31 protein-coding genes and 1 pseudogene are annotated in these 24,958 nt (G+C 43.1%); 26 read left to right on the forward strand and 6 right to left on the reverse strand.

Going from position 1 to position 24,958, the window contains the following annotated elements; genetic code table 11:
• Positions 1 to 2 precede the first annotated feature (2 nt).
• The 7 genes and pseudogenes from GN277_RS01515 (at position 3) to GN277_RS01545 (ending at position 4,751) form a co-directional block, all read left to right on the forward strand.
• On the forward strand, positions 3 to 530 hold the full coding sequence (locus GN277_RS01515) for a PadR family transcriptional regulator (protein ID WP_159749241.1): 528 nt from the start codon (positions 3 to 5) through the stop codon (positions 528 to 530).
• A 133-nt stretch (positions 531 to 663) separates the two neighbouring features.
• Positions 664 to 1,596: a GNAT family N-acetyltransferase gene (locus GN277_RS01520; RefSeq protein WP_159749243.1), complete on the forward strand. Its 933-nt coding sequence runs from the start codon at positions 664 to 666 to the stop codon at positions 1,594 to 1,596.
• On the forward strand, positions 1,556 to 2,896 hold the full coding sequence (locus tag GN277_RS01525) for an MATE family efflux transporter (protein ID WP_159749245.1): 1,341 nt from the start codon (positions 1,556 to 1,558) through the stop codon (positions 2,894 to 2,896). The genes GN277_RS01520 and GN277_RS01525 overlap by 41 nt, the downstream gene beginning before the upstream one ends.
• Before the next feature lie 19 nt (positions 2,897 to 2,915).
• A complete protein-coding gene (locus GN277_RS01530; RefSeq protein WP_081645618.1) occupies positions 2,916 to 3,113 on the forward strand; it encodes a cysteine-rich KTR domain-containing protein in 198 nt (65 codons plus the stop codon).
• Between the two features lie 69 nt (positions 3,114 to 3,182).
• A complete protein-coding gene (locus GN277_RS01535; protein ID WP_159749247.1) occupies positions 3,183 to 3,866 on the forward strand; it encodes a helix-turn-helix domain-containing protein in 684 nt (227 codons plus the stop codon).
• A gap of 23 nt (positions 3,867 to 3,889) precedes the next feature.
• A pseudogene (locus tag GN277_RS01540) lies at positions 3,890 to 4,558 on the forward strand (IS3 family transposase); the annotation flags it as partial.
• On the forward strand, positions 4,533 to 4,751 hold the full coding sequence (locus GN277_RS01545; protein WP_159749249.1) for an IS3 family transposase: 219 nt from the start codon (positions 4,533 to 4,535) through the stop codon (positions 4,749 to 4,751). The pseudogene GN277_RS01540 and the gene GN277_RS01545, both read left to right, overlap by 26 nt.
• Before the next feature lie 57 nt (positions 4,752 to 4,808).
• Here the strand turns inward: GN277_RS01545 and GN277_RS01550 are convergent, their stop codons facing one another.
• Positions 4,809 to 5,162 (reverse strand): hypothetical protein, encoded by a 354-nt coding sequence (locus GN277_RS01550; protein WP_159749251.1) that lies wholly within the window; start codon positions 5,160 to 5,162, stop codon positions 4,809 to 4,811.
• Positions 5,152 to 5,349 carry a hypothetical protein gene (locus GN277_RS01555; RefSeq protein WP_159749253.1) on the reverse strand — a complete coding sequence of 66 codons (198 nt, stop codon included), beginning with the start codon at positions 5,347 to 5,349 and terminating at the stop codon, positions 5,152 to 5,154. Before GN277_RS01555 ends, GN277_RS01550 begins: the two co-directional genes overlap by 11 nt.
• Positions 5,350 to 6,156: 807 nt before the next feature.
• Between GN277_RS01555 and GN277_RS01560 the strand changes: the two genes are divergently transcribed.
• From GN277_RS01560 to GN277_RS01630, 15 genes are all read left to right on the forward strand, one after another.
• The gene (locus tag GN277_RS01560) at positions 6,157 to 7,245 is read left to right on the forward strand and encodes a hypothetical protein (RefSeq protein WP_159749255.1); all 1,089 of its coding nucleotides are present in this window, start codon (positions 6,157 to 6,159) and stop codon (positions 7,243 to 7,245) included.
• A 72-nt stretch (positions 7,246 to 7,317) separates the two neighbouring features.
• A complete protein-coding gene (locus GN277_RS29700; protein WP_244324551.1) occupies positions 7,318 to 7,554 on the forward strand; it encodes a hypothetical protein in 237 nt (78 codons plus the stop codon).
• Positions 7,547 to 8,263 (forward strand): hypothetical protein, encoded by a 717-nt coding sequence (locus tag GN277_RS01570; protein ID WP_159749257.1) that lies wholly within the window; start codon positions 7,547 to 7,549, stop codon positions 8,261 to 8,263. Before GN277_RS29700 ends, GN277_RS01570 begins: the two co-directional genes overlap by 8 nt.
• 182 nt (positions 8,264 to 8,445) lie before the next feature.
• Positions 8,446 to 8,760, forward strand: coding sequence for a YdcP family protein (locus tag GN277_RS01575; protein WP_002578441.1), 315 nt, complete (start codon positions 8,446 to 8,448; stop codon positions 8,758 to 8,760).
• A 21-nt stretch (positions 8,761 to 8,781) separates the two neighbouring features.
• On the forward strand, positions 8,782 to 9,159 hold the full coding sequence (locus GN277_RS01580; protein WP_159749259.1) for a YdcP family protein: 378 nt from the start codon (positions 8,782 to 8,784) through the stop codon (positions 9,157 to 9,159).
• A 34-nt stretch (positions 9,160 to 9,193) separates the two neighbouring features.
• Positions 9,194 to 10,591 (forward strand): FtsK/SpoIIIE domain-containing protein, encoded by a 1,398-nt coding sequence (locus tag GN277_RS01585; RefSeq protein WP_159749261.1) that lies wholly within the window; start codon positions 9,194 to 9,196, stop codon positions 10,589 to 10,591.
• A gap of 166 nt (positions 10,592 to 10,757) precedes the next feature.
• Positions 10,758 to 11,966, forward strand: a complete 1,209-nt coding sequence (mobT, locus tag GN277_RS01590) for a MobT family relaxase (RefSeq protein WP_159749263.1) — start codon at positions 10,758 to 10,760, stop codon at positions 11,964 to 11,966.
• A gap of 51 nt (positions 11,967 to 12,017) precedes the next feature.
• A complete protein-coding gene (locus GN277_RS01595; protein ID WP_002570387.1) occupies positions 12,018 to 12,239 on the forward strand; it encodes a hypothetical protein in 222 nt (73 codons plus the stop codon).
• A gap of 127 nt (positions 12,240 to 12,366) precedes the next feature.
• A complete protein-coding gene (locus GN277_RS01600; RefSeq protein WP_159756272.1) occupies positions 12,367 to 12,861 on the forward strand; it encodes an antirestriction protein ArdA in 495 nt (164 codons plus the stop codon).
• A 24-nt stretch (positions 12,862 to 12,885) separates the two neighbouring features.
• The gene (locus GN277_RS01605; protein WP_408641715.1) at positions 12,886 to 13,374 is read left to right on the forward strand and encodes an antirestriction protein ArdA; all 489 of its coding nucleotides are present in this window, start codon (positions 12,886 to 12,888) and stop codon (positions 13,372 to 13,374) included.
• Between the two features lie 91 nt (positions 13,375 to 13,465).
• On the forward strand, positions 13,466 to 13,858 hold the full coding sequence (locus tag GN277_RS01610) for a conjugal transfer protein (protein ID WP_005427021.1): 393 nt from the start codon (positions 13,466 to 13,468) through the stop codon (positions 13,856 to 13,858).
• Entirely contained in the window at positions 13,842 to 16,292 is a 2,451-nt protein-coding gene (tcpF, locus tag GN277_RS01615) for a conjugal transfer ATPase TcpF (RefSeq protein ID WP_159749267.1), read from the forward strand. The genes GN277_RS01610 and tcpF overlap by 17 nt, the downstream gene beginning before the upstream one ends.
• Positions 16,292 to 18,673, forward strand: coding sequence for a CD3337/EF1877 family mobilome membrane protein (locus GN277_RS01620; protein WP_159756275.1), 2,382 nt, complete (start codon positions 16,292 to 16,294; stop codon positions 18,671 to 18,673). Before tcpF ends, GN277_RS01620 begins: the two co-directional genes overlap by 1 nt.
• A complete protein-coding gene (locus tag GN277_RS01625; RefSeq protein WP_159749269.1) occupies positions 18,670 to 19,674 on the forward strand; it encodes a bifunctional lytic transglycosylase/C40 family peptidase in 1,005 nt (334 codons plus the stop codon). Before GN277_RS01620 ends, GN277_RS01625 begins: the two co-directional genes overlap by 4 nt.
• 16 nt (positions 19,675 to 19,690) lie before the next feature.
• The gene (locus GN277_RS01630) at positions 19,691 to 20,599 is read left to right on the forward strand and encodes a conjugal transfer protein (RefSeq protein ID WP_159749271.1); all 909 of its coding nucleotides are present in this window, start codon (positions 19,691 to 19,693) and stop codon (positions 20,597 to 20,599) included.
• Between the two features lie 39 nt (positions 20,600 to 20,638).
• Here the strand turns inward: GN277_RS01630 and GN277_RS01635 are convergent, their stop codons facing one another.
• On the reverse strand, positions 20,639 to 20,977 hold the full coding sequence (locus GN277_RS01635; RefSeq protein ID WP_027642214.1) for a winged helix-turn-helix transcriptional regulator: 339 nt from the start codon (positions 20,975 to 20,977) through the stop codon (positions 20,639 to 20,641).
• A gap of 124 nt (positions 20,978 to 21,101) precedes the next feature.
• Here GN277_RS01635 and GN277_RS01640 point away from each other — a divergent pair, with 124 nt between their 5' ends.
• The 4 genes from GN277_RS01640 (at position 21,102) to GN277_RS01655 (ending at position 23,212) form a co-directional block, all read left to right on the forward strand.
• Complete coding sequence (locus GN277_RS01640; RefSeq protein ID WP_159749273.1) at positions 21,102 to 21,620, forward strand: nitroreductase family protein; 519 nt, start codon at positions 21,102 to 21,104, stop codon at positions 21,618 to 21,620.
• Positions 21,621 to 21,844: 224 nt separating this feature from the next.
• A complete protein-coding gene (locus GN277_RS01645; RefSeq protein WP_027642212.1) occupies positions 21,845 to 22,117 on the forward strand; it encodes a CD3324 family protein in 273 nt (90 codons plus the stop codon).
• A gap of 132 nt (positions 22,118 to 22,249) precedes the next feature.
• Entirely contained in the window at positions 22,250 to 23,008 is a 759-nt protein-coding gene (locus tag GN277_RS01650; protein ID WP_159749275.1) for an alpha/beta fold hydrolase, read from the forward strand.
• Positions 23,009 to 23,035: 27 nt separating this feature from the next.
• Positions 23,036 to 23,212, forward strand: coding sequence for a cysteine-rich KTR domain-containing protein (locus GN277_RS01655; RefSeq protein WP_080664505.1), 177 nt, complete (start codon positions 23,036 to 23,038; stop codon positions 23,210 to 23,212).
• 105 nt (positions 23,213 to 23,317) lie between these two features.
• Here GN277_RS01655 and GN277_RS01660 read toward each other — a convergent pair whose 3' ends face one another.
• Genes GN277_RS01660 through GN277_RS01670 form a run of 3 tightly spaced genes read right to left on the reverse strand, consistent with a single transcriptional unit; the run spans position 23,318 to position 24,887 of the window.
• Positions 23,318 to 23,773, reverse strand: coding sequence for an IS3 family transposase (locus GN277_RS01660; protein WP_159749277.1), 456 nt, complete (start codon positions 23,771 to 23,773; stop codon positions 23,318 to 23,320).
• A gap of 5 nt (positions 23,774 to 23,778) precedes the next feature.
• Positions 23,779 to 24,177, reverse strand: coding sequence for an IS3 family transposase (locus GN277_RS29705; protein ID WP_159756278.1), 399 nt, complete (start codon positions 24,175 to 24,177; stop codon positions 23,779 to 23,781).
• Between the two features lie 26 nt (positions 24,178 to 24,203).
• Positions 24,204 to 24,887 carry a helix-turn-helix domain-containing protein gene (locus tag GN277_RS01670; protein WP_159749279.1) on the reverse strand — a complete coding sequence of 228 codons (684 nt, stop codon included), beginning with the start codon at positions 24,885 to 24,887 and terminating at the stop codon, positions 24,204 to 24,206.
• Positions 24,888 to 24,958: the final 71 nt, after the last annotated feature.

Raw genomic sequence — 24,958 nt, forward strand, 5'->3', positions numbered from 1 at the left:
GAATGGCGACCATTGACTTAATTGTATTGGGAATGTTGAAACAGGAATCCTTGAGTGCATACGATATTCAGAAACTGGTGGAATACCGCAACATTTCAAAATGGGTAAAAATCAGCACACCATCCATCTATAAAAAGGTTATTCAGTTGGAAGAAAAGGGGCTTATCACAAGCCGCACGGAGAAAGAGGGAAAAATGCCCGAAAAGGCGGTATATTCCTTGACGGATGCAGGAAATGAGGAATTTGAGAAACTGATGCTCGAAATATCCTGCAAGCCGATTAACATATTCTTGGATTTTAATGCTGTTATCGTAAACTTAGAAAGTATGGCGAAGGAACAACAGAGGGAATGTCTGGACAACATTGAGGGCAATATCTATGTGCTGAAATCCTATCTTGAGGAAAACATAGATTTAAAAGAAAATGTTCCCGATATTCCTGCCACGGGCATGGCGGTTCTGCATCAGCAATTTCGATTAGTGCAGGCAATCGAAGAATGGATAAGGGCATTGAAAGAAGAACTGCTGTAAATGTAGATGATTTAAAACATAGCAAGAATGATGAAAAGGCAGAAAGCTCCTTGTGCTACAATATTTCATTGGAATACCGCACAGGCATATCATAATGCTTAAAAGTGCGGGGAAAAGGAAAGGAGGGAGCAAAATGCAAGGTCAGACAGTACGCATTGTTTCACAAGCTATCCACTATATCGAAGAACATCTGCATGAAAAGATGGATTTAGATATGGTGGCATCGGCACTGCACTATTCCAAGTACCACCTGCATCGGATTTTTACAAAGACCGTCGGCTTGACTATCCACGACTACGCAAAACGGCGGCAGCTTACAGAAGCGGCAAAACTTCTGGTGTTTTCTGCAAAACCGATTATCGAGATTGCCCTTATGAGCGGGTATGAAAGCCAGCAGGCATTTACGGATATTTTTAAGGCGATGTATAAGACTTCCCCTGCGGAATTTCGGGAAACGGAAAACTTCTACCCGTTACAGCTTGAAATCTATCTGAAGGAGGAGCTTGTAAAAATGGATTTGACAAAGGACAATATTAAATTTGCCACTCCCGAAGATGTGGGTGACTGGATGGAACTAGTAAGCCTTACGATTGACGGCTATCCATGTCTGGATAAGGGAGATTACACCGCAAACCTGCATCAGTATATTGCGGATAAAAAGGCTTTGATTTTACGGGATGACGATATGGCTATTGGCGTGATGGGATTTTCGCCCGACACAGGCAGCATAGACTTTCTGGCTGTCCATCCGCAGTATCGGCATCTCGGCATTACAAAGCTGTTCCTTGATAAGCTGGCGGAGGAATTGCTTTGCGGGAAAGAGATTACCTTGACGACATACCGTGCAGGCGATAAGGCAGATACGGGCTGGCGGGAAGAATACCGCCGTCTTGGATTTGCAGAACGGGAACTGCTTGTGGAATATGGCTATCCGACGCAGCGTTTCGTGCTTCCACCGAAAAACAAGGAGGAAATACCGCAAGGGGATACCTCTATGCTATTCGGCAGTAAGGAGGAAACAAGGAATGACCGAAACACAGAAAAACCCGTTAGCAGAGAACTTTAACGCCCTATCCCTTATCCGATTTGCTTTCCCAAGCATGGTGATGATGCTGTTTATGGGATTATACACCATTGTAGACACGATTTTCGTCGCACGGTTTGTAGACACGAACGCTTTGTCGTCCATCAATATCGTCTGTCCCGTCATCAATCTGATTGTCGGTCTGGGGACGATGCTTGCGACAGGAGGAAGTGCGGTTGTTGCGAAGAAAATGGGGAATGGAAACATAAGGGAAGCCCGAAGCAATTTCACGTTGATTGTTGTGGCAGGGGCGGTTATCGGTCTGCTGATTACAGCGTCAGGGCTTCTCTTTTTGGATGAAATCATCTGGGGATTGGGGGCGAGTGAAATATTGTTCTCATATTGCAGGGATTATCTGACCATACAGCTCATTTTCGCCGCCTTTAATATGATGCAGGTGCTATATCAGAATCTGTTTGTGACGGCGGGGAAACCGACATTAGGCTTAGTGCTTGCTGTTCTGGCGGGGATTGCCAATATTGTTTTTGATTATGTTTTTATCGTTTTGCTGCAAATGGGAATCAAGGGAGCTGCTATTGGGACAGGCATCGGATATATGATACCGTCAATTATCGGTACAATATTTTTTCTGATGAAAAGAAGTGAATTGCACTTTTGCAAGCCTGATATGGACGCATCCGTTCTGCTGAAAAGCTGCTCCAACGGTGTGTCGGAACTGGTAAGCCAGTGTTCGACTGCCGTAACGACATTTCTGTTTAATATAACGATGATGAAGCTGTTAGGCGAGGACGGCGTAGCTGCGATTACGGTACTCATCTATTCGCAGTTCCTCTTAACAACGCTTTATATTGGCTTTTCTATGGGGACAGCCCCCGCCGTAAGCTATAACTATGGTAGCGGGAATGTAAAACAGCTAAAAAAGACCGTCCGTATCTGTTTCAGCTTTATAGCGGGGATTTCCATATTTGTATTTTTATTTTCCCTGCTTGGTGGAGAAAGCATTGCAAAGGTATTTGCCGAGGATAACAGGAATGTTTTTGAGATTACAAAGAACGGATTTACCATTTTTTCATTCAGCTTTCTGTTCTCTGGATGCAATATTTTTTCATCCGCTTTATTTACGGCGTTATCGAATGGAAAGGCATCTGCAGCCATATCTTTCCTGCGGACGTTTGGATTTATTATGGTGTTCCTTTTGGCATTGCCGAGATTTTTAGAGGTAACGGGCGTGTGGCTTGCAGTACCGCTTGCGGAGTTTTTCACGCTTATACTGACGGTATATCTGCTATGCAGGCATCGAAAACAATACCATTATTTTTGAAAGAAAGGCAGGCAAGAAATTGAAACAGACAGAATGGATATTATGCCCTGTCTGCGGGAGCAAAACCCGCAGTAGAATTAGGGAGGATACTATTCTGATAAATTATCCTCTCTACTGCCCGAAATGTAGGCAGGAAAGATTGATAGAAGTGAGAAATTTACAAACAATAGTCATCACAGAGCCAGACACATTAGATGCAGAGCCGATGAACGTGTGAGCTGATATGCTCCCCTTATGGTAGACAGATGAAATAATAAAACTGTCACTATAAGGAGGAGCATATTTTATGGGACAACATTCAAAATACTCTTTTGAAATGAAATTAGATGCCGTTACAAAATATTTGGAGGGAAGCTGTTCAACAGAAAGTATCGCCCGAAGCCTGGGAACAAATGGAACACGTATCGTCGAGTGGGTGACCTTGTATCAGTCTTTAGGAATAGAGGGGTTAAAAACAACTCCAAAACTCCGTATCTATTCCGCCGAAACAAAACAAAATGTTGTTGCCGATTACCTTTCCGGCAAAGGAACATTAAGGGAAATCCAGAAAAAGTATGGAATCCGCTCAGATAAGCAGCTTCGCAACTGGATTATGAAGTATAATGGTCATGAGAAGTTAAAGACTTCTGGAACAGGAGGAACCAGCGTCATGACCAAAGGAAGAAAAACCTCATATGAGGAACGGGTGGAAATTGTAACATACTGCATAGAGCATGGAATGGATTATGCCCAGGCAGCAGAAAAATACCAGGTATCCTACCAACAGATTTACCAATGGACAAGGAAATACCAGTCAAACGGCGTAGAAGGGCTTATTGACAAAAGAGGGAAAAGAAAATCTGAAACAGAAATGTCGGAACTGGAGAAGCTGCGTGCGGAAAATAAGCTTCTTCAAGCGGAAAAGCGCAGAGCCCAGCTGGAGGTTGCTTTCTTAAAAAAACTCGACGAAATCGAAAGGAGGCGGTTCTAAGCCAGACACAAAATGAAACGGTTTATCTGGCGATACAGGAAATATATGACGAGCAGGGATGTTCAATATCAGAACTCTGCAGATTTGCGGGAATTTCGCGTTCTGCTTATTATAAATGGCTGAACCGAAAACCAAGTGAAAATGAGAAATTCAACCAGAAATTATGTGTCCTTATCAGAGATGCGTACGAGGAAAAAAGCGGGATTCTGGGTTACAGGCAGATGACGATTAAATTGAACCGTGAAAATGAATTTCAAGTCAACGCAAAGAGAATCTTGCGCCTTATGCGGATTTTACATCTGAAATCTGTGTGCCGGCGCAGGAGAAGAAACTATGTAAAATCAACGCCAGAGGTTACTGCCGAAAACATCTTAAACCGGGAGTTCCATGCGGAACGTTTTGGGGAAAAATGGCTTACGGATGTAACGGAGATGAAATATGGAGGCAGTGGGAAGGCATACCTGAGCGCCATTCTGGACTTGTCAGATAAAAGTATTGTTTCCTTTGTCATTGGACATTCCAATAATAATGCCCTTGTTTTTGAAACCTTTGACATTGCCCATGAAAACCATCCAGATGCAAAGCCTTTATTTCACAGTGACCGTGGATACCAATACACCTCAAAATCCTTGCGTAAAAAGCTTAACAAAGCGGGAATGACGCAGCATGTCAAGAGTGTCCAGATGTATTGATAACGGACCAATGGAAGCGTTCTGGGGGATGCTGAAATCAGAAATGTATTACCTGAAGAAATTTCAAACATATGAGGAGCTAAAGGAGGCCATATCCGATTACATAGATTATTATAATAATCATCGGTATCAGAAGCGCTTAAACTGTATGACACCGATAGAATATAGAAACTATTTGAAAGATGCTACATAAAAACTCTTCCAGTCCTCTTTGCGACTGGCAGGTAAAAATTTTTATTTTTTTAACTGTCTACTTGACAGGGAGCGGTTCACTGCCCTTTAATGATAAGACTTTTCTTATTCTCTCCGTATCCCATTTTTCTGGGAACAATACCGCCATAATATGAAACGCATCCATCAGCCCTGCAATATACGCATGAGTGCCATATTCAAAATCCTGCTTATCCCTACAATCTAAAAGATGTTGGCAAACCGCCCTCTGCTTCTCCGTCAAATCAAGCTGATGAAAAGCATCCTCTGCACTTCCCTCGTTATTACTATCCTTTTGATAACTTGCATCGGTTTGTAACAGTTTCAATACAGATTCGTCTTTCAGTTTCTCTACTGCTATTTTTATCAGTTCTTTAAATTCCTTATCGCACATCACTTCCTCCTGCCATTCCTACTCTTAACTTTTTTATAGGTGCATGGATAACCTTGAAAATAAGTTCATCAACACAATCTGTATATCTGCCCTGCTGTATAAGCTGATTTTTCAGCTCCACAAGGCTATGTAATAAAATGCTTCGCTCATTGCTGTCCACATACAAATGATTCTTCTTTTCTCTCATATATATCACCATCCTTTTTTATTTTCATTATATAAGCAGACAGCGGTATCTTCAAATGTACGGGGATTATGTAACACCAGAAAAAAGCTCTTTGAACGAGTAACTTTTGCCTTTTCAATTAGCAGGATTTTTAGCATGATTTTTGCTCCGATTAGCAGGAAAGGCATTTTGATTAGCAAAAACCTCAATTTTCTTGCTAATCATTAGCAAGAAAATCGGTGACGATAATTAACAGTTCAATTTCTCTTTAGTCAAATCTGATTAGCAAAAACCGCTCCTGCTAATCGGACATTGTTATGAGTTCAAATTTATTTGGAAAATGAAAAACGCCGAAAACCTTGAAAAATCAATGTTTTCGGCGATGTTTTCAGCGTCGCTAAGAGGATTTGAACCTCCGACCTACCGCTTAGGAGTTCTAAATGTCCTTTCGCAGCAAGTAGTTTCTAACCTCCTGTAATACCCTCTAACACCTTATAATACAGGAAAAGCGTGAGGTCTGTGCGGAAGATAGATTCACGAAATGTCCTGTACTGGTAGCAAAAGTGTTAGCAACGTGTTAGCTGGCTCAGTTCCAGCTAGGAAACCATTTATCAAGATTATACGATACTCTTTTCCATAACGCAAGGAATAGACGTTTTGTGTGAAAACATGAAACGTCTATTTTTATATATGCAATAACATCAAAACTTTTATCATTATGTATATATCGAAAATCCTATAAAAATTTTGATTTGTGCATGGCTTTTTGCACTTATATCAAGTATAATCAAGATAACGAAAGATATATGCACGGAAAAGAGGGATTGTATGCAGTTAAACAACTATTTAGAATATCTTGAAAAAACAGTAATGGCTTATTCAGATAAAGTAAAACGTCATTTAGTAAAACAATTCATTCAGCACGGAATTGCGACTAAACAAACAGATACTTCGGGACAGTTATACATAGAGGGGCTAGAAACTGTAGATATTTCAGAAAAAACATTATCCGAACAGCTTGTAACCTGCATTCACCAAAGCAAAAGAGCTGGATATGCTTTAGAAAAATGGGAGTTTTTAAAAGATTATAAGTATTCCGTTATTTTTACCTGTGATGATTTTTCATCAACATTAAAAAGAGCAAAGGAAATCCTTCCTCTTAAAGACACTTATGAAAATGATTACTTATATACATCTTTCGTAAAACCTGTTGCATACTCTATGGATGGATACTATTTTCTGAAATTTAATTTGGCATATGCAGCTATTCATCCTCTCACACAGGAAGAATTTCTAACTAAATATCCCTTTTTAGTTGTGTTTCATGAAAAAGGAGAATTGATAGAATTTCGTTTTGATATTTTAAAACGGGTCTTTTTATCCGACAAAAAAGAACCGACCATATATTCCAACTTAATTGCGGAAATGTCTGATTATTTTAAAGAACATTTTGAGTGCGATTTGATTCCGCTAAATTTAGACTTTATGGTTAATGTATGCAAACGTGATGAAAATGTAAAACTTATTGCTCAATCTATGAAATTACCTAATGGTGGAAACGCACAACTGGATGTCGGCAACCATCAAGAATATATATTACCATTTATCGGAGAACTACGCTCACTATTAAATGACAATCAGGCAGAATTAGAAAAAGTACCTGATTTCAGAGAAGCCTTAGAACAATTTATGTTTGAAATGGAAGAAATGTCCGATTATCCTTGGATTGAATTATTATGGGAAAACGAAATAAAAACACGAAGTAACCGTGTTAAGTTTGTCTTTAATTACATGAATAAATCTTATTGTTTAATACAATATTACTATAGTAATGTGCTAATTGGAATGGAGCGAATGAATTATGTTATCGAATACATTGTCAATCATAGAAATGACGATACAACGCAAAATGAATAAAAATATAGATAGCATTGCCTTAACTAATTTTTCAAGAATTATAGAAAAAATATGTGGATTTATCCTGGCGTTTTGAAAAGAAAATTTTCCTTATCTATTCCTGAAATCTATGATTTTTTATCTGAATTGGAAAAGCAAGGAATTTTGCAAAGTTATTATGAATTATATTGTAGTAATTGCCAAAAATCTATGGGGACAGTACGTTTGTTTAATGAGTTACCAGAAACTTTTGAATGTGAACTCTGCCATAGCGAACTTTCCTCAATAGAAAATTCATTTTTAATATATATGGTGGTACGTGATGATTGATATTATGCCAGATGATAAAGAAATTTCTAAGGCATTAAATGTCCTTAATAGTATATCTGATAAATTAAGATACGAAAAAATTTGTGAAATTAGTGAAGCCCAAAAAAACATTTATAAAGAATTACTTGAAAAATTTAAACAGCTTCATGACAGTTCCCCTACGGACAACGCCCCTAAAAATTTACATAACTTAAAGGGAGAAGCTTTAGAAAATTTAGTTTCTTATCTCCTAACTATCTCTGGAAATATTTTTAATGTAGATAGAAACTTACGAACTTCAACGAATGAAATAGACCAAATCGTTACTTTAACTCCTCAAGGGAAAGTTTTGTTGACATATCATCTGATTGACCCAAAACTTGATACCTTTTTAGGAGAATGTAAAAATTACGACAAAGCCGTTAGTGTTACATACATAGGAAAATTTTGTAGTTTGCTTTTGACAACCAACATAAAAATAGGCATTTTATTTTCGTATTATGGTACTAGCGGAACCGGATGGAGTAATGGTGCTGGACTAATAAAAAAATTTTATCTCCATAAGGAGAAATTGGAAGATAAATATTGCATTATTGATTTCTCTATAAAAGAATTTGAAGCAATCCTTAACGGTAAAAACCTATTACAGATTGTAGATGAACAATTGAAATCTTTACAATTTGACACAGATTATTCCCGTTATCTTTCAAAACATCCAGCAGAAGACTAAAAAGTTAATAAGTATTTCCCTTATAGACGTTCAAAACTGAGCGTCTATTTTTTTACCCCAAAACCAGAAAGGATGTGATACTACGAAGAAATCACCACCGCCGGAGCGTTCCCCTCCGCTTCCAGACCAGAATCCCAAAACAACCATCAAACACCACATTCAGAAAGGACAGGTACATCTATATGGAATTAAAATTCGTTATCCCCAACATGGAAAAGACATTCGGCAACTTGGAGTTTGCCGGAGAAGACAAAACAGAACAGAGAAGAATCAACGGACGCATGGCGGTACTCTCCCGTAGTTTCAACCTGTATTCAGACGTACAGAGGGCGGATGATATTGTGGTTATCCTCCCTGCCGAAGCCGGAGAGAAACATTTTGACTTTGAGGAACGTGTGAAGCTCGTTAATCCCCGTATCACCGCAGAGGGCTATAAAATCGGCACAAGGGGCTTTACCAACTACATTTTGCACGCTGACGATATGGTAAAAGCGTAAGGAAAAGGAGGACATCAGACTATGAGATTAGCAAACGGAATCGTGATTGACAAGGAAGCAACTTTCGGGGCATTGAAATTTTCTGCCCTCCGCCGTGAGGTTCACCTCCAGAATGAAGACGGCTCAGTATCAGAAGAAATCAAGGAGCGTACCTATGACTTAAAATCCAGAGGACAGGGGCGTATGATTCAGGTTTCCATCCCTGCCAGCGTGCCATTAAAGGAATTTGATTACAATGCAGAGGTGGAAATCATCAATCCTGTGGCAGACACCGTGGCAACGGCTACCTTTCAGGGGGCAGAGGTGGACTGGTACATCAAGGCGGAGGATATTATCCTGAAAAAAGGGGCTGCCATGAATCCGCGGCCGCCGAAGAAAGACGCTCCCCCTGTAAAATAACAGGAACCTAAAAAATGAAAGGAGGATTGTTCCCATGAAGCAGCTTTTCCCCTGTGGAAAACGTATCCGCCCCACGGATAAAGACCTTATGTTCCATACTGCCCTTGCCGCCCTGTTCCCTGTCTTCCTGCTGGTTGTACTGCTGTTTCATATCCGGCAGATTGCCGGAACCAACTGGCAGGAAGTGTCCCTCTCCCAGATAATACAGGATGTAAATATCCCTTACCTGTTATTCAGCATGGGCGTGGCAGGGCTGGTGTGCCTTACAGCAGTTCTTCTGTTCTGGCGATACCGCAGGGATGAAGTAAAGCAGCTCATCCACCGCCAAAAGCTGGCAAGGATGGTGTTGGAAAACAAGTGGTATGAATCAGAGCAAAAAAAGGAAGACGCTTTTTTCAAGGACTTGTCTTCCAGCCGTTCCAAAGAAACCATCACTTACTTTCCAAAAATCTACTACCGGATGAAACAGGGCTTGCTCCATATCTGTGTGGAAATCACCTTGGGGAAATATCAGGAGCAGCTCTTAAACTTGGAGAAAAAGCTGGAAAGCGGCTTGTACTGTGAGCTGACGGATAAGGAATTAAAGGATTCTTATGTGGAGTACACCCTGCTTTATGATACCATTGCCAACCGTATTTCCATTGAGGACGTACAGGCAAAGGACGGCAGGCTCCGGCTCATGGAAAATGTCTGGTGGGAGTATGACAAGCTCCCCCATATGCTCATTGCCGGAGGAACCGGCGGCGGAAAGACCTACTTCATCCTGACCCTTATTGAAGCCCTGCTCCGCACCAACGCCGTCCTGTTCGTGTTAGACCCAAAGAACGCCGACCTTGCGGATTTACAGGCGGTTATGCCGGATGTGTACTACAAAAAGGAAGATATGCTCGCCTGCATTGACCGTTTCTATGAAGAAATGATGAAACGCAGCGAAGACATGAAGCTCATGGAGAATTACCGGACAGGGGAAAACTACGCTTACTTGGGGCTTCCTGCAAATTTCCTTATCTTTGATGAATATGTAGCATTTATGGAAATGCTCGGCACAAAGGAAAACGCCGCTGTCCTCAACAAGTTAAAACAAATCGTTATGCTTGGGCGGCAGTCAGGCTTTTTCCTGATTCTCGCCTGCCAGCGTCCGGACGCAAAGTATCTGGGGGATGGAATCCGTGACCAGTTCAATTTCCGTGTGGCTCTGGGGCGGATGTCGGAAATGGGCTATGGGATGATGTTCGGGGAAACCACAAAGGATTTCTTCCTAAAACAGATAAAAGGGCGTGGCTATGTGGACGTAGGAACCAGCGTTATCTCGGAATTTTACACGCCCCTTGTGCCAAAAGGACACGATTTCCTCAAAGAAATAAAAAAACTGATAGACAGCAGGCAGGAAGTGCAGGCGGCGTGCGAAGCGAAAGCCGCAGAAACGGACTGACCTGCTGTGGCTGGTGTGCCGCAAGGCACGCCAGCAGGAACCCCTCGTATCTAACAGAGGGGTACAAATCGACAGGCAACAACCAAACCACAGGGCAGAATCCCACGGTACACAAGGGATTTTCCCCATATCCGGCGTATGTCAACAAGGCTCCGAAAGTTGACATATGCTTTTTAGACAGGAGGGATTTTCACTGAATGAAGAAACATGGTTACGGGACATCAAAGAGAAACGGGAAGTTTACGGTATCTCACAACAAAAACTTGCATTGGCTGCCGGAATCACCCGTCCGTATCTAAGCGATATTGAAACGGGCAAGGCTCACCCATCCGAAGCATTACAGGAAACCATCACGGAAGCTCTGGAACGCTTCAATCCAGACAATCCCCTTGAAATGCTCTTTGACTATGTGCGGATTCGCTTTCCCACTACGGATGTGAAGCATATCGTGGAAGACGTGCTGCGGCTAAAGCTATCTTACTTTATCCATGAAGACTACGGCTTCTATTCTTACACAGAACATTACTATCTGGGTGATATTTTCGTTCTGGTATCGCCGGAATTGGAAAAAGGGGTGCTGCTGGAACTGAAAGGGCGTGGCTGCCGCCAGTTTGAAAGCTATCTTCTTGCACAGGAACGGAGCTGGTATGAATTTTTTATGGATGTTCTCATGGAGGACGGCGTGATGAAGCGGCTTGACCTTGCCATCAATGATAAAACGGGAATCCTGAACATTCCCCATCTGACAGAGAAATGTAGGAATGAGGAATGTATCTCGGTTTTCCGCAGCTTCAAAAGCTACCGCAGCGGCGAACTGGTACGGCGTGAGGAAAAAGAATGTATGGGGAACACCCTTTATATCGGCTCCCTCCAAAGTGAGGTGTACTTCTGCATTTACGAAAAGGACTATGAGCAGTACAAAAAGCACGATATTCCCATTGAAGACGCAGAGGTAAAGAACCGCTTTGAAATCCGGCTGAAAAATGAGCGTGCCTTTTACGCCATCCGTGACCTGTTAGAACATGACAATCCAGAACGGACAGCCTTTCAAATCATCAACCGCTATGTCCGGTTCGTGGATAGGAACGATACGAAGCCCCGTTCTGACTGGCGTATCAATGAGGAATGGGCGTGGTTTATCGGGGAACATAGGGGAAGCCTGAAACTGACAACCAAACCGGAACCCTATTCCTTTGAACGCACCCTGCACTGGCTCTCCCATCAGGTAGCACCCACATTAAAGCTGGCTCTCCGTCTGGATAAGATGAACCACACCCAGATTGTCCATGACATCATCACCCATGCAAAGCTGACGGAGAAGCACGAAAAAATCCTGAAGCAGCAAGCCGCCGCTGCAAAGGAGGTGGTGCTTTAACGGCGGCAATCTTGAAACATAAGGAATCTTACAGGAAAGAAAGGAGCTTTTATGAATTTCGGACAGAATCTTTACAACTGGTTTTTATCCAACGCCCAGTCCCTTGTGCTGCTGGCAATCGTGGTGATTGGACTGTACCTCGGATTTAAGAGGGAATTTTCCAAACTTATCGGTTTTCTGGTGGTGTCCCTTGTAGCGGTCGGTCTGGTCTTCAATGCGGACGGTGTAAAGGACATCTTACTGGAACTGTTCAATAAGATTATCGGTGCATAGAAAAAAACATATCACACTTCCGTTATGGGGCAAGCTCTGATTGCTTCATGGCGGAAGTCCACTAGGGGCTTGGGGAGCGTAACTCCCCAAAAACTGACAGAGAAAGGACGTGATACTGATTGAGGAAATGAGAATCTACATCCTGAACACCACACGGTTTTACCATGAGGATTTTGAGGAATATCCTGGGGCATGGTTTTCCTGTCCTGTGGATTTTGAAGAAATCAGGGAACGTCTTGGGGTTCAAAGTGAGGAAGAAATCGAAATTGAAGACTATGAGCTGCCGTTTCCATTGGAGGGCAACACAAGGCTCTGGGAAATCAACGCCCTTTGCCGGATGATACTGGTAATGCAGGGAACGCCCCTCTATTATGAAATGGATGTGGTACAAAAGCGGTGGTTTCCCAGCTTTACGGAATTTATCGACCACAAAGACCAGATACGCTATTATCCGGTGCAGGACGGGGAATCCCTCGCCCGTTATCTGGTGCAGGAGGTACAGCTATTTGGAGAAGTGCATCCAGACCTGTTGAACCATATCGACTACGCTTCCATTGGTCGGGAACTGGAAACCAGCGAAAACTACCTGTTTACGGACAATGGTATCTTTTATTACCGCTAAAAGGGGGTGAGTAACTTGGAAGAAATGCGGATTTACATTGCCAACTTAGGCAAATACAATGAGGGCGAACTGGTAGGGGCATGGTTCACGCCGCCTGTGGATTTTGAGGAAGTCAAGGAACGTATCGGTTTGAATGATGAATATGAGGAATACGCCATCCATGATTATGAACTGCCCTTTGAGATTGACGAATATACCCCCATTGAGGAAGTCAACCGCTTGTGTGAGATGGTGGAGGACTTACCGGAATATATTCAGGAGGAACTATCAGAGTTGCAATCCTACTTTGGCAGTATCGAAGAACTCTGTGAGCATGAAGACGATATTATCTGCCATTCCGGCTGTGACGATATGGCGGATGTGGCTCGCTACTATCTGGAAGAAACCGGACAGCTCGGAGAACTTCCGGCACACTTACAAAACTATATTGACTACGAAGCCTATGGGCGTGACATGGAATTGGAGGGAACCTTTGTTGTCACGAATCACGGCGTATATGAAATCTTACGGTAGACCCGTCTGTATCTCCTTTGGAAAGTGCAGGCGGATTTTTTGATTCAGGGGCGGCTTTTGCTGCCCCCATCTTTTAGAAAGGACGGACAACATGAAGAAAATACGAAGCTATACCAGTATCTGGTCGGTGGAAAAGGTACTCTATTCCATCAATGATTTTAAGCTGCCATTCCCCATCACGTTCACACAGATGGCGTGGTTCGTGGTATCTGTGTTTGCAGTTATGCTCTTGGGGAACCTCCCTCCCCTTTCGTTCATTGACGGAGCATTTCTGAAATATTTCGGCGTACCCTTTGCCCTCACTTGGTTCATGTGCCAGAAGACCTTTGACGGGAAGAAGCCTTACGGCTTCCTGAAATCCGTACTGGCATATCTGGTACGCCCGAAACTGACCTATGCAGGAAAGCCCGTGAAGCTGGAAAAGGAATATCCGGCACAACCCATCACGGCAGTAAGGAGTGATATTTATGGCATATCCGATTAAGTATATCGAAAATAACCTTGTGTTCAACCATGACGGGGAGTGCTTCGCTTACTATGAGCTGCTTCCCTACAACTATTCCTTTTTAAGCCCCGAACAGAAATATCAGGTACACGATTCCTTCCGGCAGCTTATCGCCCAGAACAGGGACGGGAAGATTCACGCCCTGCAAATCAGCACTGAATCCAGCATACGGGCAGCACAGGAACGCTCCAAACAGGAAGTGACGGGCAAGTTAAAGGACGTTGCCTGTGCAAAGATTGACGCACAGACCGAAGCCCTAATTTCCATGATAGGGGAAAATCAGGTGGACTACCGCTTTTTTATCGGCTTCAAGCTGCTTGTTAATGAGCAGGAAGTCACTATGAAGCAGTTTCGCAGGGAAGCAAAGACCGCTATTTCCGACTTCCTCCATGAAGTCAACCACAAGCTCATGGGGGATTTTGTTTCCATGAGCAATGAGGAAATCTGGCGGTTTCAGAAGATGGAAAAACTGTTGGAAAGTAAAATCTCACGCCGCTTTAAAGTCCGGCGGCTTGATAAGGACGATTTTGGTTATCTGATTGAGCATTTATACGGACAGACCGGAACCGCCTACGAAGACTATGAGTATTACCTGCCAAAGAAGCGTTTTCAGGAGGAAACGCTGGTGAAATACTATGACCTCATCAAACCCACCCGTTGTCTGATAGAGGAAAACCAGCGGTATCTGAAAATCGAACAGGAAGACGGGACAGTTTATGCCGCCTACTTTACCATCAACAGCATTGTGGGGGAACTGGACTTCCCATCCTCGGAAATCTTTTACTATCAGCAGCAGCAATTTACCTTTCCTATTGATACCTCTATGAATGTGGAGATTGTGACAAACCGGAAAGCCCTCTCCACGGTACGGAACAAGAAAAAAGAGCTGAAAGATTTGGACAACCATGCATGGCAGAATGACAGCGAAACCAGTACAAACGTGGTGGACGCTTTAGACAGCGTGAATGAGCTGGAATCCACCTTAGACCAGAGCAAGGAATCCATGTATAAGCTGTCCTATGTGGTGCGTGTGACGGCTCCCGACTTGGAAGAACTGAAACGCCGCTGCAATGAGGTGAAAGATTTTTATGACGATTTGAACGTGAAACTGGTTCGTCCCTTTGGAGATATGCTGGGGCTGCATGGGGAATTTCTTCCTGCCAGCAAACGGTATCTGAACGATTACATCCAGTATGTCACCAGTGACTTCCTCGCTGGTCTTGGCTTCGGGGCAACCCAGATGTTAGGAGAAACGGAGGGTATTTATATCGGTTACAGCCTTGATACAGGAAGAAACGTGTACTTAAAGCCTGCCCTTGCCAGTCAAGGGGTAAAAGGCTCCGTCACCAACGCCCTTGCTGCCGCTTTTGTCGGCTCCCTCGGCGGTGGAAAATCATTCAGCAACAACATGATTGTCTATTATTCCGTATTGTTTGGGGCACAGGCTCTCATTGTTGACCCAAAAGCGGAACGGGGACGCTGGAAAGAAACCCTGCCGGAAATCACCCATGAAATCAATATCGTAAACCTGACTTCGGAGGAACAGAACAGGGGCTTACTTGACCCGTATGTGATTATGGAGAACCCAAAGGATTCCGAATCACTGGCAATCGACATCCTGACTTTTTTAACGGGCATTTCCAGCCGTGACGGGGAAAAGTTCCCTGTTCTTCGGAAAGCTATTCGTGCAGTAACAAACAGTGAAGAACGGAGGCTTTTCAAAGTGATTGAGGAACTACGGGCGGAGGGAACCACCATCAGCACCAGCATAGCCGACCATATCGAATCCTTTACGGACTATGACTTTGCACACCTGCTCTTTTCGAATGGGGATGTCACACAGTCCATCAGCCTTGAAAAGCAGCTCAATATCATTCAGGTAGCGGATTTGGTGCTGCCGGATAAGGAAACCTCATTTGAAGAATACACCACAATGGAGCTGCTTTCCGTGGCAATGCTCATTGTAATCAGCACCTTTGCCCTCGACTTCATCCACACCGACCGCAGCGTGTTTAAGATTGTGGATTTGGACGAAGCATGGAGCTTCTTACAGGTAGCACAGGGCAAGACCCTCTCTATGAAGCTGGTTCGTGCCGGACGTGCCATGAACGCAGGCGTTTACTTTGTCACCCAGAACACAGACGATTTGCTGGATGAAAAGCTGAAAAACAATCTGGGCTTGAAATTTGCGTTCCGTTCCACAGACATCAACGAAATCAAGAAGACCCTCGCCTTTTTCGGGGTGGATTCCGAAGATGAAAACAACCAGAAGCGGCTCCGTGACTTGGAAAACGGACAGTGCCTCATCAGTGATTTGTACGGGCGTGTGGGCGTGATACAGTTCCATCCTATCTTTGAAGACCTGTTCCATGCCTTTGATACCAGACCGCCCGTAAGAAAAGAGGTGGAATGATGGTGATACATAGAACTTCCAACCGACAGCAATTCCCAGTTCCCTATCACACAAAAAAGGGCTTGTCTTGGAAGATGGCAGGAAAAGTGATTGGCAGGGTGCTTCTGGCACTCCTGCTCCTCCTCCTGCTACTTGCAGTCTTTGGCACAGCCGCCCACGCTGCCGGACTGGTGGATGATACGGTGGATGCTGCCAACGAATACAGCAAATACCCTCTGGACAACTACCAGCTTGATTTTTATGTGGACAGCGGATGGGACTGGCTCCCGTGGAACTGGCTGGACGGTATCGGAAAACAGGTGATGTACGGGCTGTATGCCATCACAAATTTTATCTGGACAATCAGCCTGTACCTTTCCAATGCCACGGGCTATCTGATTCAGGAAGCCTACTCGCTGGATTTCATTTCCTCTACGGCGGATTCCATTGGGAAAAATATGCAGACCCTTGCAGGCGTTACCACAGGCGGCTTGTCCTCGGAGGGATTTTATATCGGGTTCCTGCTGATTCTCATTCTGGTGGTGGGGATTTACGTTGCCTACACAGGGCTTATCAAACGGGAAACCACAAAAGCCATCCATGCCGTTGTCAATTTCGTGGTGGTGTTCGTGCTGTCCGCTGCCTTTATCGCTTATGCTCCTAATTATATCGGGAAAATCAATGAATTTTCCGCAGACATCAGCAATGCCAGCCTGACCCTTGGTACAAAGATTGTGCTGCCTAACTCGGAAAGTCAAGGAAAAGACAGCGTGGATTTGATACGGGACAGCCTGTTTTCCATTCAAGTCAAGCAGCCGTGGCTCCTGCTGCAATATGGCAATTCAGATATGGAAAGCATTGGAGCAGACCGTGTGAAAAGCCTGCTTTCAACCAATCCAGACGAAAACAACGGGCAGGACAGGGAAGAAATCGTAGTGGAGGAAATCGAAGACAGGGAAAATACGAACCTTACCATCACAAAGACCATTAACCGCTTGGGAACCGTCTTCTTCCTGTTCATGTTCAATATCGGTATCTCCGTTTTTGTATTCCTGCTCACAGGGATAATGATTTTCTCACAGGTACTTTTTATCATCTACGCCATGTTCCTGCCTGTGAGCTTCCTCCTTAGCATGGTTCCCTCTTTTGAGGGGATGTCAAAGCGTGCCATTACGAAACTGTTCAACACCATCCTTACCAGAGCCGGAATCACCCTGATTATCACGGTAGCGTTCAGTATTTCCACCATGCTCTATAACCTGTCTGGGGAATATCCGTTCTTCCTGACGGCATTCTTGCAGATAGTGACCTTTGCCGGAATCTATTTCAAGCTGGGGGATTTGATGGGGATGTTCTCCTTACAGAGTGGGGATTCCCAAAGCATGGGAAGCCGTATCATGCGAAGACCCCGTATGCTCATGCACGCTCATATGCACCGTTTACAGCATAAGTTGAGACGTTCTGTGGCGGCTCTTGGGGCTGGAACGGCTGCATACCACGCAGGAAAACAAGCTGGCTCAGACCAGAGAACTGCTTCCAACTCCGGCTCTTCCAAACGCACACAGGCAGACCACAGCAGACCAGACGCACAGGCAGCACCGGAAAAGGAATCCGCATGGAAACGGGATGGTTCTGCGGTAGGTGCGGCGGCAGATACCAAAGATAAGATAGCCGATACTGCCGGACAGCTTCGGGAGCAGGCAAAGGATTTGCCTGTCAATGCAAAGTACGCCCTTTACCACGGGAAAACACAGGTATCAGAGGGAGTACGGGATTTTACTTCCAGCGTGACCCAGACCCGAACTGCCAGAGCGGAACAGCGGAACGCACAGGCAGAAATCCGCAGACAGACCATCGCAGAACGCAGGGCGGAACTGGAACAGGCAAAACAGCCGCAAAAGACAGCTTCCAAAGCACCCAAAGGGGCGGCTCCTGTCCATGAACGCCCTGTTACTGCAAAGCAGCCGGAAGATTTCCGACATCATGCAGATACCTCTCATACAGGAAAGCCAGCTATGCAGCCTGCTTCCCCATCCATCAGGGAACGGGGACAGGTTTCTTATGAGGGAGCTGTGGTAGAACGGTCTTCGGTTCCGGTGGTAAAAGCAGCTTCCATCCACCATGAACAGACACCGCCTGTAAGGACAGAACGCCAGATAGTCCCTCCGGCTTCCCCAGACAAACCAAATGAAAGACAAAAGACAGCTCCAACTCCTACACCTGCTGCTCCCCGTCCGGCAAGACCTGTCCAAAATGATACGGCTCCTGTGATACCGGAAAGAAAACGGGCTGCCCCTGTGGTAAAAGAATCCAACTTTACCATCCGGCGTACCACCGCCAGAAAGGAGTGGACAAAAACAGTAACAGCGGCTTCCAAACAAAAGAAAGGGGAGAAGCCATGAAGTTAAGACACCTTTTCTTTGCCTGTTCCAGCGTGTTCGTGATGATATTCTCCCTGCTTCTTTTAGTGGTGATTGTCTTCTCGGATGAGGAAGACGGAGGAAGCGGCGGAAACCTTATCTATGGGGGCGTGAACGTATCACAGGAAGTCCTCGCCCATAAGCCTATGCTGGAAAAGTATGCAAGGGAATATGGCATAGAGGAATACTTAAATGTGCTGCTCGCCATCATTCAGGTGGAATCCGGCGGCACACTGGAAGACGTTATGCAGTCCTCGGAATCTCTGGGGCTTCCCCCAAACTCCCTTAGTACAGAGGAATCCATCAAACAGGGCTGCAAATATTTCTCGGAACTGCTCGCAGCGGCGGAAACAAAGGGCTGTGACTTAAACAGTGTGATTCAGTCCTACAACTACGGCGGCGGCTTCCTAGACTATGTGGCAGGGCGTGGGAAAAAATACACTTTTGAACTGGCAGAGAGCTTCGCAAGGGACAAATCCGGCGGAAAGAAAGTCACCTACACCAACCCTGTTGCGGTAGAGAAAAACGGGGGCTGGCGGTATTCCTATGGAAATATGTTCTATGTCCTCTTGGTATCGCAATACCTGACCGTGGCACAGTTTGATGATGAAACGGTACAGGCTATTATGGAGGAAGCCTTAAAGTATGAGGGCTGGACGTATGTGTACGGGGGCGATTCCCCATCCACTTCCTTTGACTGTTCTGGACTGGTGCAGTGGTGCTATGGCAAGGCAGGAATCGCCCTACCACGGACAGCACAGGAACAGTACAATGTGACGCAGCATATCCCCCTGTCCGAAGCAAAAGCAGGGGATTTGGTCTTTTTCCACTCCACCTACAACGCCGGAACCTACATCACCCATGTGGGGCTGTATGTGGGAAATAACCGGATGTACCATGCCGGAAATCCCATTGGCTACGCAGACCTGACAGGCTCTTACTGGCAACAGCACCTTGCCGGAGCCGGACGAATCAAACAATAAGAAAGGATGAACCGATATGATTCAGATTAGAAAAGAGGAAAACCAGAAAAAGCAGAAAGAAAAGAAACTGAAAGTTTACAAAGTCAATACCCACAAAAAAACTGTGATTGCCCTGTGGGTGCTGCTGGCGGTGAGCTTCCTATTTGCCGTCTATAAGAATTTCACGGCGATAGACATTCATACTGTCCATGAAACCAAAGTAATTGAGGAACAAATCCTCGACACTCACAAGATAGAGAATTTTGTGGAGAATTTCGCAGAAGTCTACTATTCATGGGAACAGTTCGCCGCTTCCATTGATAACCGGACAAATGCTTTAAAAGGCTATCTCACCGGAGAGCTGCAAGCCCTAAATGTAGATACTGTCCGAAAGGACATCCCCGTATCGTCTGCCCTGACCGATTTTCAGATATGGGAAATCACAGAGGAAAAGGAACAGCATTATCAAGTGACCTATACAGTGGAACAGCGTATCACAGAGGGGGAATCCAGTAAAACCGTCCGTTCCGCCTATCAGGTGACGGTCTATGTGGACGGCTCTGGAAACCTGACAATTATCCAGAATCCAACTATCACCAGCGTTCCCGTAAAATCCGGCTACACCCCAAAAGCGGTACAAAGTGACGGTACAGTGGATTCCATCACTACGGAGGAAATCAACGAATTTCTCACTACCTTTTTCAAGCTGTACCCTACGGCAACCGCAAAGGAACTGACCTATTATGTAAATGAGGGTGTGCTGAAACCTGTGGGAAAAGAGTATATTTTCTCGGAACTGGTGAATCCGGTTTACAATCGAAACGGAAATCAGGTGACCGCTTCCCTTGCGGTGAAATATCTGGATAACCAGACCATGACAACACAGGTATCACAGTTTAACCTTGTACTGGAAAAGAACGGGGAAAACTGGAAGATTGTGAAATAATTTTGTGTGCAATAGGCAGGTAATTTTTTTGTTATCTGCCTATTTTTCTAAAGTTTGAGTTTCATTCAAATAATCTTCTCCCCATTTACATAACTCATCTAATATTGGTGTAAGACTTTTTCCAAAATCCGTCAAAGAATATTCCGTTTTGGGTGGTATTACAGGATATACTTTTCTGTTTATAAGACCATCCTTTTCTAGTTCCCGTAATTGTTGTGCTAACATTTTATCTGTTGCCTTTGGCATTCGTTTATGCAATTCACTATATCTTAAAGTCTTTCCCATCAAGTGCCACAGAATAACAGCCTTATATTTTCCACCGATTAGCTGAATCGTTGCTTCAACCGGACAATTATATCCACTGCAACTTAAGCTCATAATATCACCTTACTTTCTTTTTAGATAGTATATTCCTAAATAGTGCGTTCTTGCTCTATTTTTAGATATAGGTATAATTATAGTATAGGTTGACCTGAATCACAATACAAAGGAGATTTTGAAAATGGAATTTTTAGAACTTGCTAAAAAAAGATATTCTGTTAGAGCATATGATAACAGACCTGTTGAAAAAGAAAAACTTGATAAAATTTTAGAAGCAGCTCATGTAGCTCCGACAGCAGCTAATTTACAGCCAGTAAAATTGATTGCTGTTCAGGAAAAAGAGCAGTTAAATAAACTTGCAAAGGCAGCTAATATTTATCACGCTCCATTGGCAATTATTGTATGTGCTGACCATGAGAAAGCATGGGTGCGTCCATTTGACCAGAAACAGACCACTGATATTGACGCTTCTATCTTAACAGACCATATGATGTTACAGGCTACAGAACTTGGGCTTGGTACTGTATGGGTATGTTATTTCAAGCCAGATATTGTAAAAAAGGAGTTTCATCTTCCCGATAATTTGGAACCAGTCAATATCTTAGTTATTGGATATGGAAAAGAACCCGAAGCCAGCTCAGAACGCCATGCTGCTACCCGTATTGCTATAAATGATTTAGTATCTTATAATTACTTATAATGAAAATATTATAGCGTACTCTTGTGGTAATAGATAAGGATAGGTAATTTTTAAAAATCATAAAATTGAATTGAATATTTTTATAAAATCCGCTATTCTTATAACAGATAAGGAAAGGAGCAGGCACAATGGCAGTAAATAAAATGTGTGCATAGCAAAGGCTATTGCACATCAAATTATGATAGCCTTTGCAATCCTAAGTAACACAAATTAGGAGGTGCAGAATGAGCTATTATAAGGCAGAAGAAGTTTTGCCAGAACATATTATAAAAGAAATCCAGAAATACGTTGATGGACACTCCATTTATGTTCCAAAAAAGCCAGATAATAGAAAAAATTGGGGAGAAAGTACCGAAACTTTATCTTTCCTTGAAAAGAGAAATGAGCAGATTTATTCTGAATATTTGGATGGCTGCTCTATTACCCAACTTTCAGCAAAATATTATCTGGTAGAAAAAAGCATACAACGTATTATCCGGCAAAAAAAGAAAAAATAACCTGTATTATGTGCCATAGATAAGTTTCCATATTCTCTATGGCACACTTTTATTTCACAAATATTCTTGTGGTTTAAAATTCCCCCCTGTTACGGTTATAATTTTTTAAAAAGATTGGAGGGAAAATATAATATGCCATATTTTACATATCAGAATAAAAAAATTTTCTTTGAAGAATATGGAACAGGCATACCACTATTATTACTTCATGGAAATTCGCTATCTTCAAGAATGTTTCTTCCAGTAGTTAATGATTTACAAAAATATTCCAAAGTTATTTTAATTGATTTCTTAGGAAATGGCTACTCTGATAGACTTTCCAGCATATCGGATGATTTATGGTATGATGAAGCACAACAGGCAATCTCACTGATTGATTATCTTGGCTATTCACAAGTAAATCTATTAGGGAGTAGCGGAGGTGCTTTAGTTGCTTTAAATATAGCATTAGAAAGACCTGATTTAGTTGGAAAAATTGTAGCTGATAGCTTTGAGGGAGAAACACCATTGGAGTCCTTTGTTGCAAACATATATCAAGACAGAGCAATCTCTAAGGAAAACCTGTGGCTACGGACTTTGTATCAGCAAAATCATGGGGACGATTGGGAAAATGTTGTTGATAATGATACTCTTGCAATCTATACACACTATCAAAACCATAAGACATTCTTCCACAAAAATTTATGTGAATTAAACTTACCCGTCCTACTAACAGGAAGTAAAGAGGATGAATTTATGTCCGGTGAATTTTTTGAAAATGTTTATACAAAGCTCCCGATTAGAGATAAAAGGATATGTATTTTTGAACACGGTGGACATCCTGCTATGATTTCAAATAAAGATACCTTTATACCTTTAGTAATAAGTTTTTTGGAAAATATAGAAAAGTAGTATAATTGATAAAGGTAGGTGCTTTTCATGGCAGAACAACAAATATGGGTACTTTGTCCTGTCTGTAACAACAAGACACGAACTAAAATACGCAAAGACACGGAACTGGTAAATTTCCCTCTCTTTTGTCCAAAATGCAAAAAAGAAAATTTAGTGACAATAAAAAACGGAATTACAACCATTATCAAAGAGCCAGACGCTTAGACGCAGAGCCGATAATTTATAAGCTATGAACCGCTCCCTGTCAAGTAGACAGTTAAAAAAATAAAAATTTTTACCTGCCAGTCGCAAAGAGGACTGGCAGAGCTTTTATGCAGCATCTTTCAAATAGTTTCTATATTCTATCGGTGTCATACAGTTTAAGCGTTTCTGATACCGATGATTATTATAATAATCTATGTAATCTGATACAGCCTCCTTTAGCTCCTCATATGTTTGAAATTTCTTCAGGTAATACATTTCTGATTTCAGCATCCCCCAGAACGCTTCCATTGGTCCGTTATCAATACATCTGGATACTCTTGACATGCTTTGTGTCATTCCCGCTTTGTTAAGCTTTTTACGGAAGTATTTTGAGGTGTATTGGTATCCACGGTCACTGTGGAATAAAGGCCTTGCATCTGGATGGTTTTCATGGGCAGTGTCAAAGGTTTCAAAAACAAGGGCATTATTATTGGAATGTCCAATGACAAAGGAAACAATACTTTTATCTGACAAGTCCAGAATGGCGCTCAGGTATGCCTTCCCACTGGCTCCATATTTCATCTCCGTTACATCCGTAAGCCATTTTCCCCAAAACGTTCCGCATGGAACTCCCGGTTTAAGATGTTTTCGGCAGTAACCTCTGGCGTTGATTTTACATAGTTTCTTCTCCTGCGCCGGCACACAGATTTCAGATGTAAAATCCGCATAAGGCGCAAGATTCTCTTTGCGTTGACTTGAAATTCATTTTCACGGTTTAATTTAATCGTCATCTGCCTGTAACCCAGAATCCCGCTTTTTTCCTCGTACGCATCTCTGATAAGGACACATAATTTCTGGTTGAATTTCTCATTTTCACTTGGTTTTCGGTTCAGCCATTTATAATAAGCAGAACGCGAAATTCCCGCAAATCTGCAGAGTTCTGATATTGAACATCCCTGCTCGTCATATATTTCCTGTATCGCCAGATAAACCGTTTCATTTTGTGTCTGGCTTAGAACCGCCTCCTTTCGATTTCGTCGAGTTTTTTTAAGAAAGCAACCTCCAGCTGGGCTCTGCGCTTTTCCGCTTGAAGAAGCTTATTTTCCGCACGCAGCTTCTCCAGTTCCGACATTTCTGTTTCAGATTTTCTTTTCCCTCTTTTGTCAATAAGCCCTTCTACGCCGTTTGACTGGTATTTCCTTGTCCATTGGTAAATCTGTTGGTAGGATACCTGGTATTTTTCTGCTGCCTGGGCATAATCCATTCCATGCTCTATGCAGTATGTTACAATTTCCACCCGTTCCTCATATGAGGTTTTTCTTCCTTTGGTCATGACGCTGGTTCCTCCTGTTCCAGAAGTCTTTAACTTCTCATGACCATTATACTTCATAATCCAGTTGCGAAGCTGCTTATCTGAGCGGATTCCATACTTTTTCTGGATTTCCCTTAATGTTCCTTTGCCGGAAAGGTAATCGGCAACAGCATTTTGTTTTGTTTCGGCGGAATAGATACGGAGTTTTGGAGTTGTTTTTAACCCCTCTATTCCTAAAGACTGATACAAGGTCACCCACTCGACGATACGTGTTCCATTTGTTCCCAGGCTTCGGGCGATACTTTCTGTTGAACAGCTTCCCTCCAAATATTTTGTAACGGCATCTAATTTCATTTCAAAAGAGTATTTTGAATGTTGTCCCATAAAATATGCTCCTCCTTATAGTGACAGTTTTATTATTTCATCTGTCTACCATAAGGGGAGCATATCACTAT

The sequence above is a fragment of the Sporofaciens musculi genome (genome assembly GCF_009830285.1).
GTDB classification, from domain to species: Bacteria; Bacillota; Clostridia; order Lachnospirales; family Lachnospiraceae; genus Sporofaciens; species Sporofaciens musculi.

Coding starts and splice junctions, on each gene's coding strand:
- GN277_RS01515 (WP_159749241.1), top strand. CDS start 3: ATGGCGACCATTGACTTAATTGTATTGGGAATGTTGAAACAGGAATCC.
- GN277_RS01520 (WP_159749243.1), top strand. CDS start 664: ATGCAAGGTCAGACAGTACGCATTGTTTCACAAGCTATCCACTATATC.
- GN277_RS01525 (WP_159749245.1), top strand. CDS start 1,556: ATGACCGAAACACAGAAAAACCCGTTAGCAGAGAACTTTAACGCCCTA.
- GN277_RS01535 (WP_159749247.1), top strand. CDS start 3,183: ATGGGACAACATTCAAAATACTCTTTTGAAATGAAATTAGATGCCGTT.
- GN277_RS01545 (WP_159749249.1), top strand. CDS start 4,533: ATGTCAAGAGTGTCCAGATGTATTGATAACGGACCAATGGAAGCGTTC.
- GN277_RS01550 (WP_159749251.1), bottom strand. CDS start 5,162: ATGTGCGATAAGGAATTTAAAGAACTGATAAAAATAGCAGTAGAGAAA.
- GN277_RS01555 (WP_159749253.1), bottom strand. CDS start 5,349: ATGAGAGAAAAGAAGAATCATTTGTATGTGGACAGCAATGAGCGAAGC.
- GN277_RS01560 (WP_159749255.1), top strand. CDS start 6,157: ATGCAGTTAAACAACTATTTAGAATATCTTGAAAAAACAGTAATGGCT.
- GN277_RS01570 (WP_159749257.1), top strand. CDS start 7,547: ATGATTGATATTATGCCAGATGATAAAGAAATTTCTAAGGCATTAAAT.
- GN277_RS01575 (WP_002578441.1), top strand. CDS start 8,446: ATGGAATTAAAATTCGTTATCCCCAACATGGAAAAGACATTCGGCAAC.
- GN277_RS01580 (WP_159749259.1), top strand. CDS start 8,782: ATGAGATTAGCAAACGGAATCGTGATTGACAAGGAAGCAACTTTCGGG.
- GN277_RS01585 (WP_159749261.1), top strand. CDS start 9,194: ATGAAGCAGCTTTTCCCCTGTGGAAAACGTATCCGCCCCACGGATAAA.
- mobT (WP_159749263.1), top strand. CDS start 10,758: ATGCTTTTTAGACAGGAGGGATTTTCACTGAATGAAGAAACATGGTTA.
- GN277_RS01595 (WP_002570387.1), top strand. CDS start 12,018: ATGAATTTCGGACAGAATCTTTACAACTGGTTTTTATCCAACGCCCAG.
- GN277_RS01600 (WP_159756272.1), top strand. CDS start 12,367: ATGAGAATCTACATCCTGAACACCACACGGTTTTACCATGAGGATTTT.
- GN277_RS01605 (WP_408641715.1), top strand. CDS start 12,886: ATGCGGATTTACATTGCCAACTTAGGCAAATACAATGAGGGCGAACTG.
- GN277_RS01610 (WP_005427021.1), top strand. CDS start 13,466: ATGAAGAAAATACGAAGCTATACCAGTATCTGGTCGGTGGAAAAGGTA.
- tcpF (WP_159749267.1), top strand. CDS start 13,842: ATGGCATATCCGATTAAGTATATCGAAAATAACCTTGTGTTCAACCAT.
- GN277_RS01620 (WP_159756275.1), top strand. CDS start 16,292: ATGGTGATACATAGAACTTCCAACCGACAGCAATTCCCAGTTCCCTAT.
- GN277_RS01625 (WP_159749269.1), top strand. CDS start 18,670: ATGAAGTTAAGACACCTTTTCTTTGCCTGTTCCAGCGTGTTCGTGATG.
- GN277_RS01630 (WP_159749271.1), top strand. CDS start 19,691: ATGATTCAGATTAGAAAAGAGGAAAACCAGAAAAAGCAGAAAGAAAAG.
- GN277_RS01635 (WP_027642214.1), bottom strand. CDS start 20,977: ATGAGCTTAAGTTGCAGTGGATATAATTGTCCGGTTGAAGCAACGATT.
- GN277_RS01640 (WP_159749273.1), top strand. CDS start 21,102: ATGGAATTTTTAGAACTTGCTAAAAAAAGATATTCTGTTAGAGCATAT.
- GN277_RS01645 (WP_027642212.1), top strand. CDS start 21,845: ATGAGCTATTATAAGGCAGAAGAAGTTTTGCCAGAACATATTATAAAA.
- GN277_RS01650 (WP_159749275.1), top strand. CDS start 22,250: ATGCCATATTTTACATATCAGAATAAAAAAATTTTCTTTGAAGAATAT.
- GN277_RS01655 (WP_080664505.1), top strand. CDS start 23,036: ATGGCAGAACAACAAATATGGGTACTTTGTCCTGTCTGTAACAACAAG.
- GN277_RS01660 (WP_159749277.1), bottom strand. CDS start 23,773: ATGAAATATGGAGCCAGTGGGAAGGCATACCTGAGCGCCATTCTGGAC.
- GN277_RS01670 (WP_159749279.1), bottom strand. CDS start 24,887: ATGGGACAACATTCAAAATACTCTTTTGAAATGAAATTAGATGCCGTT.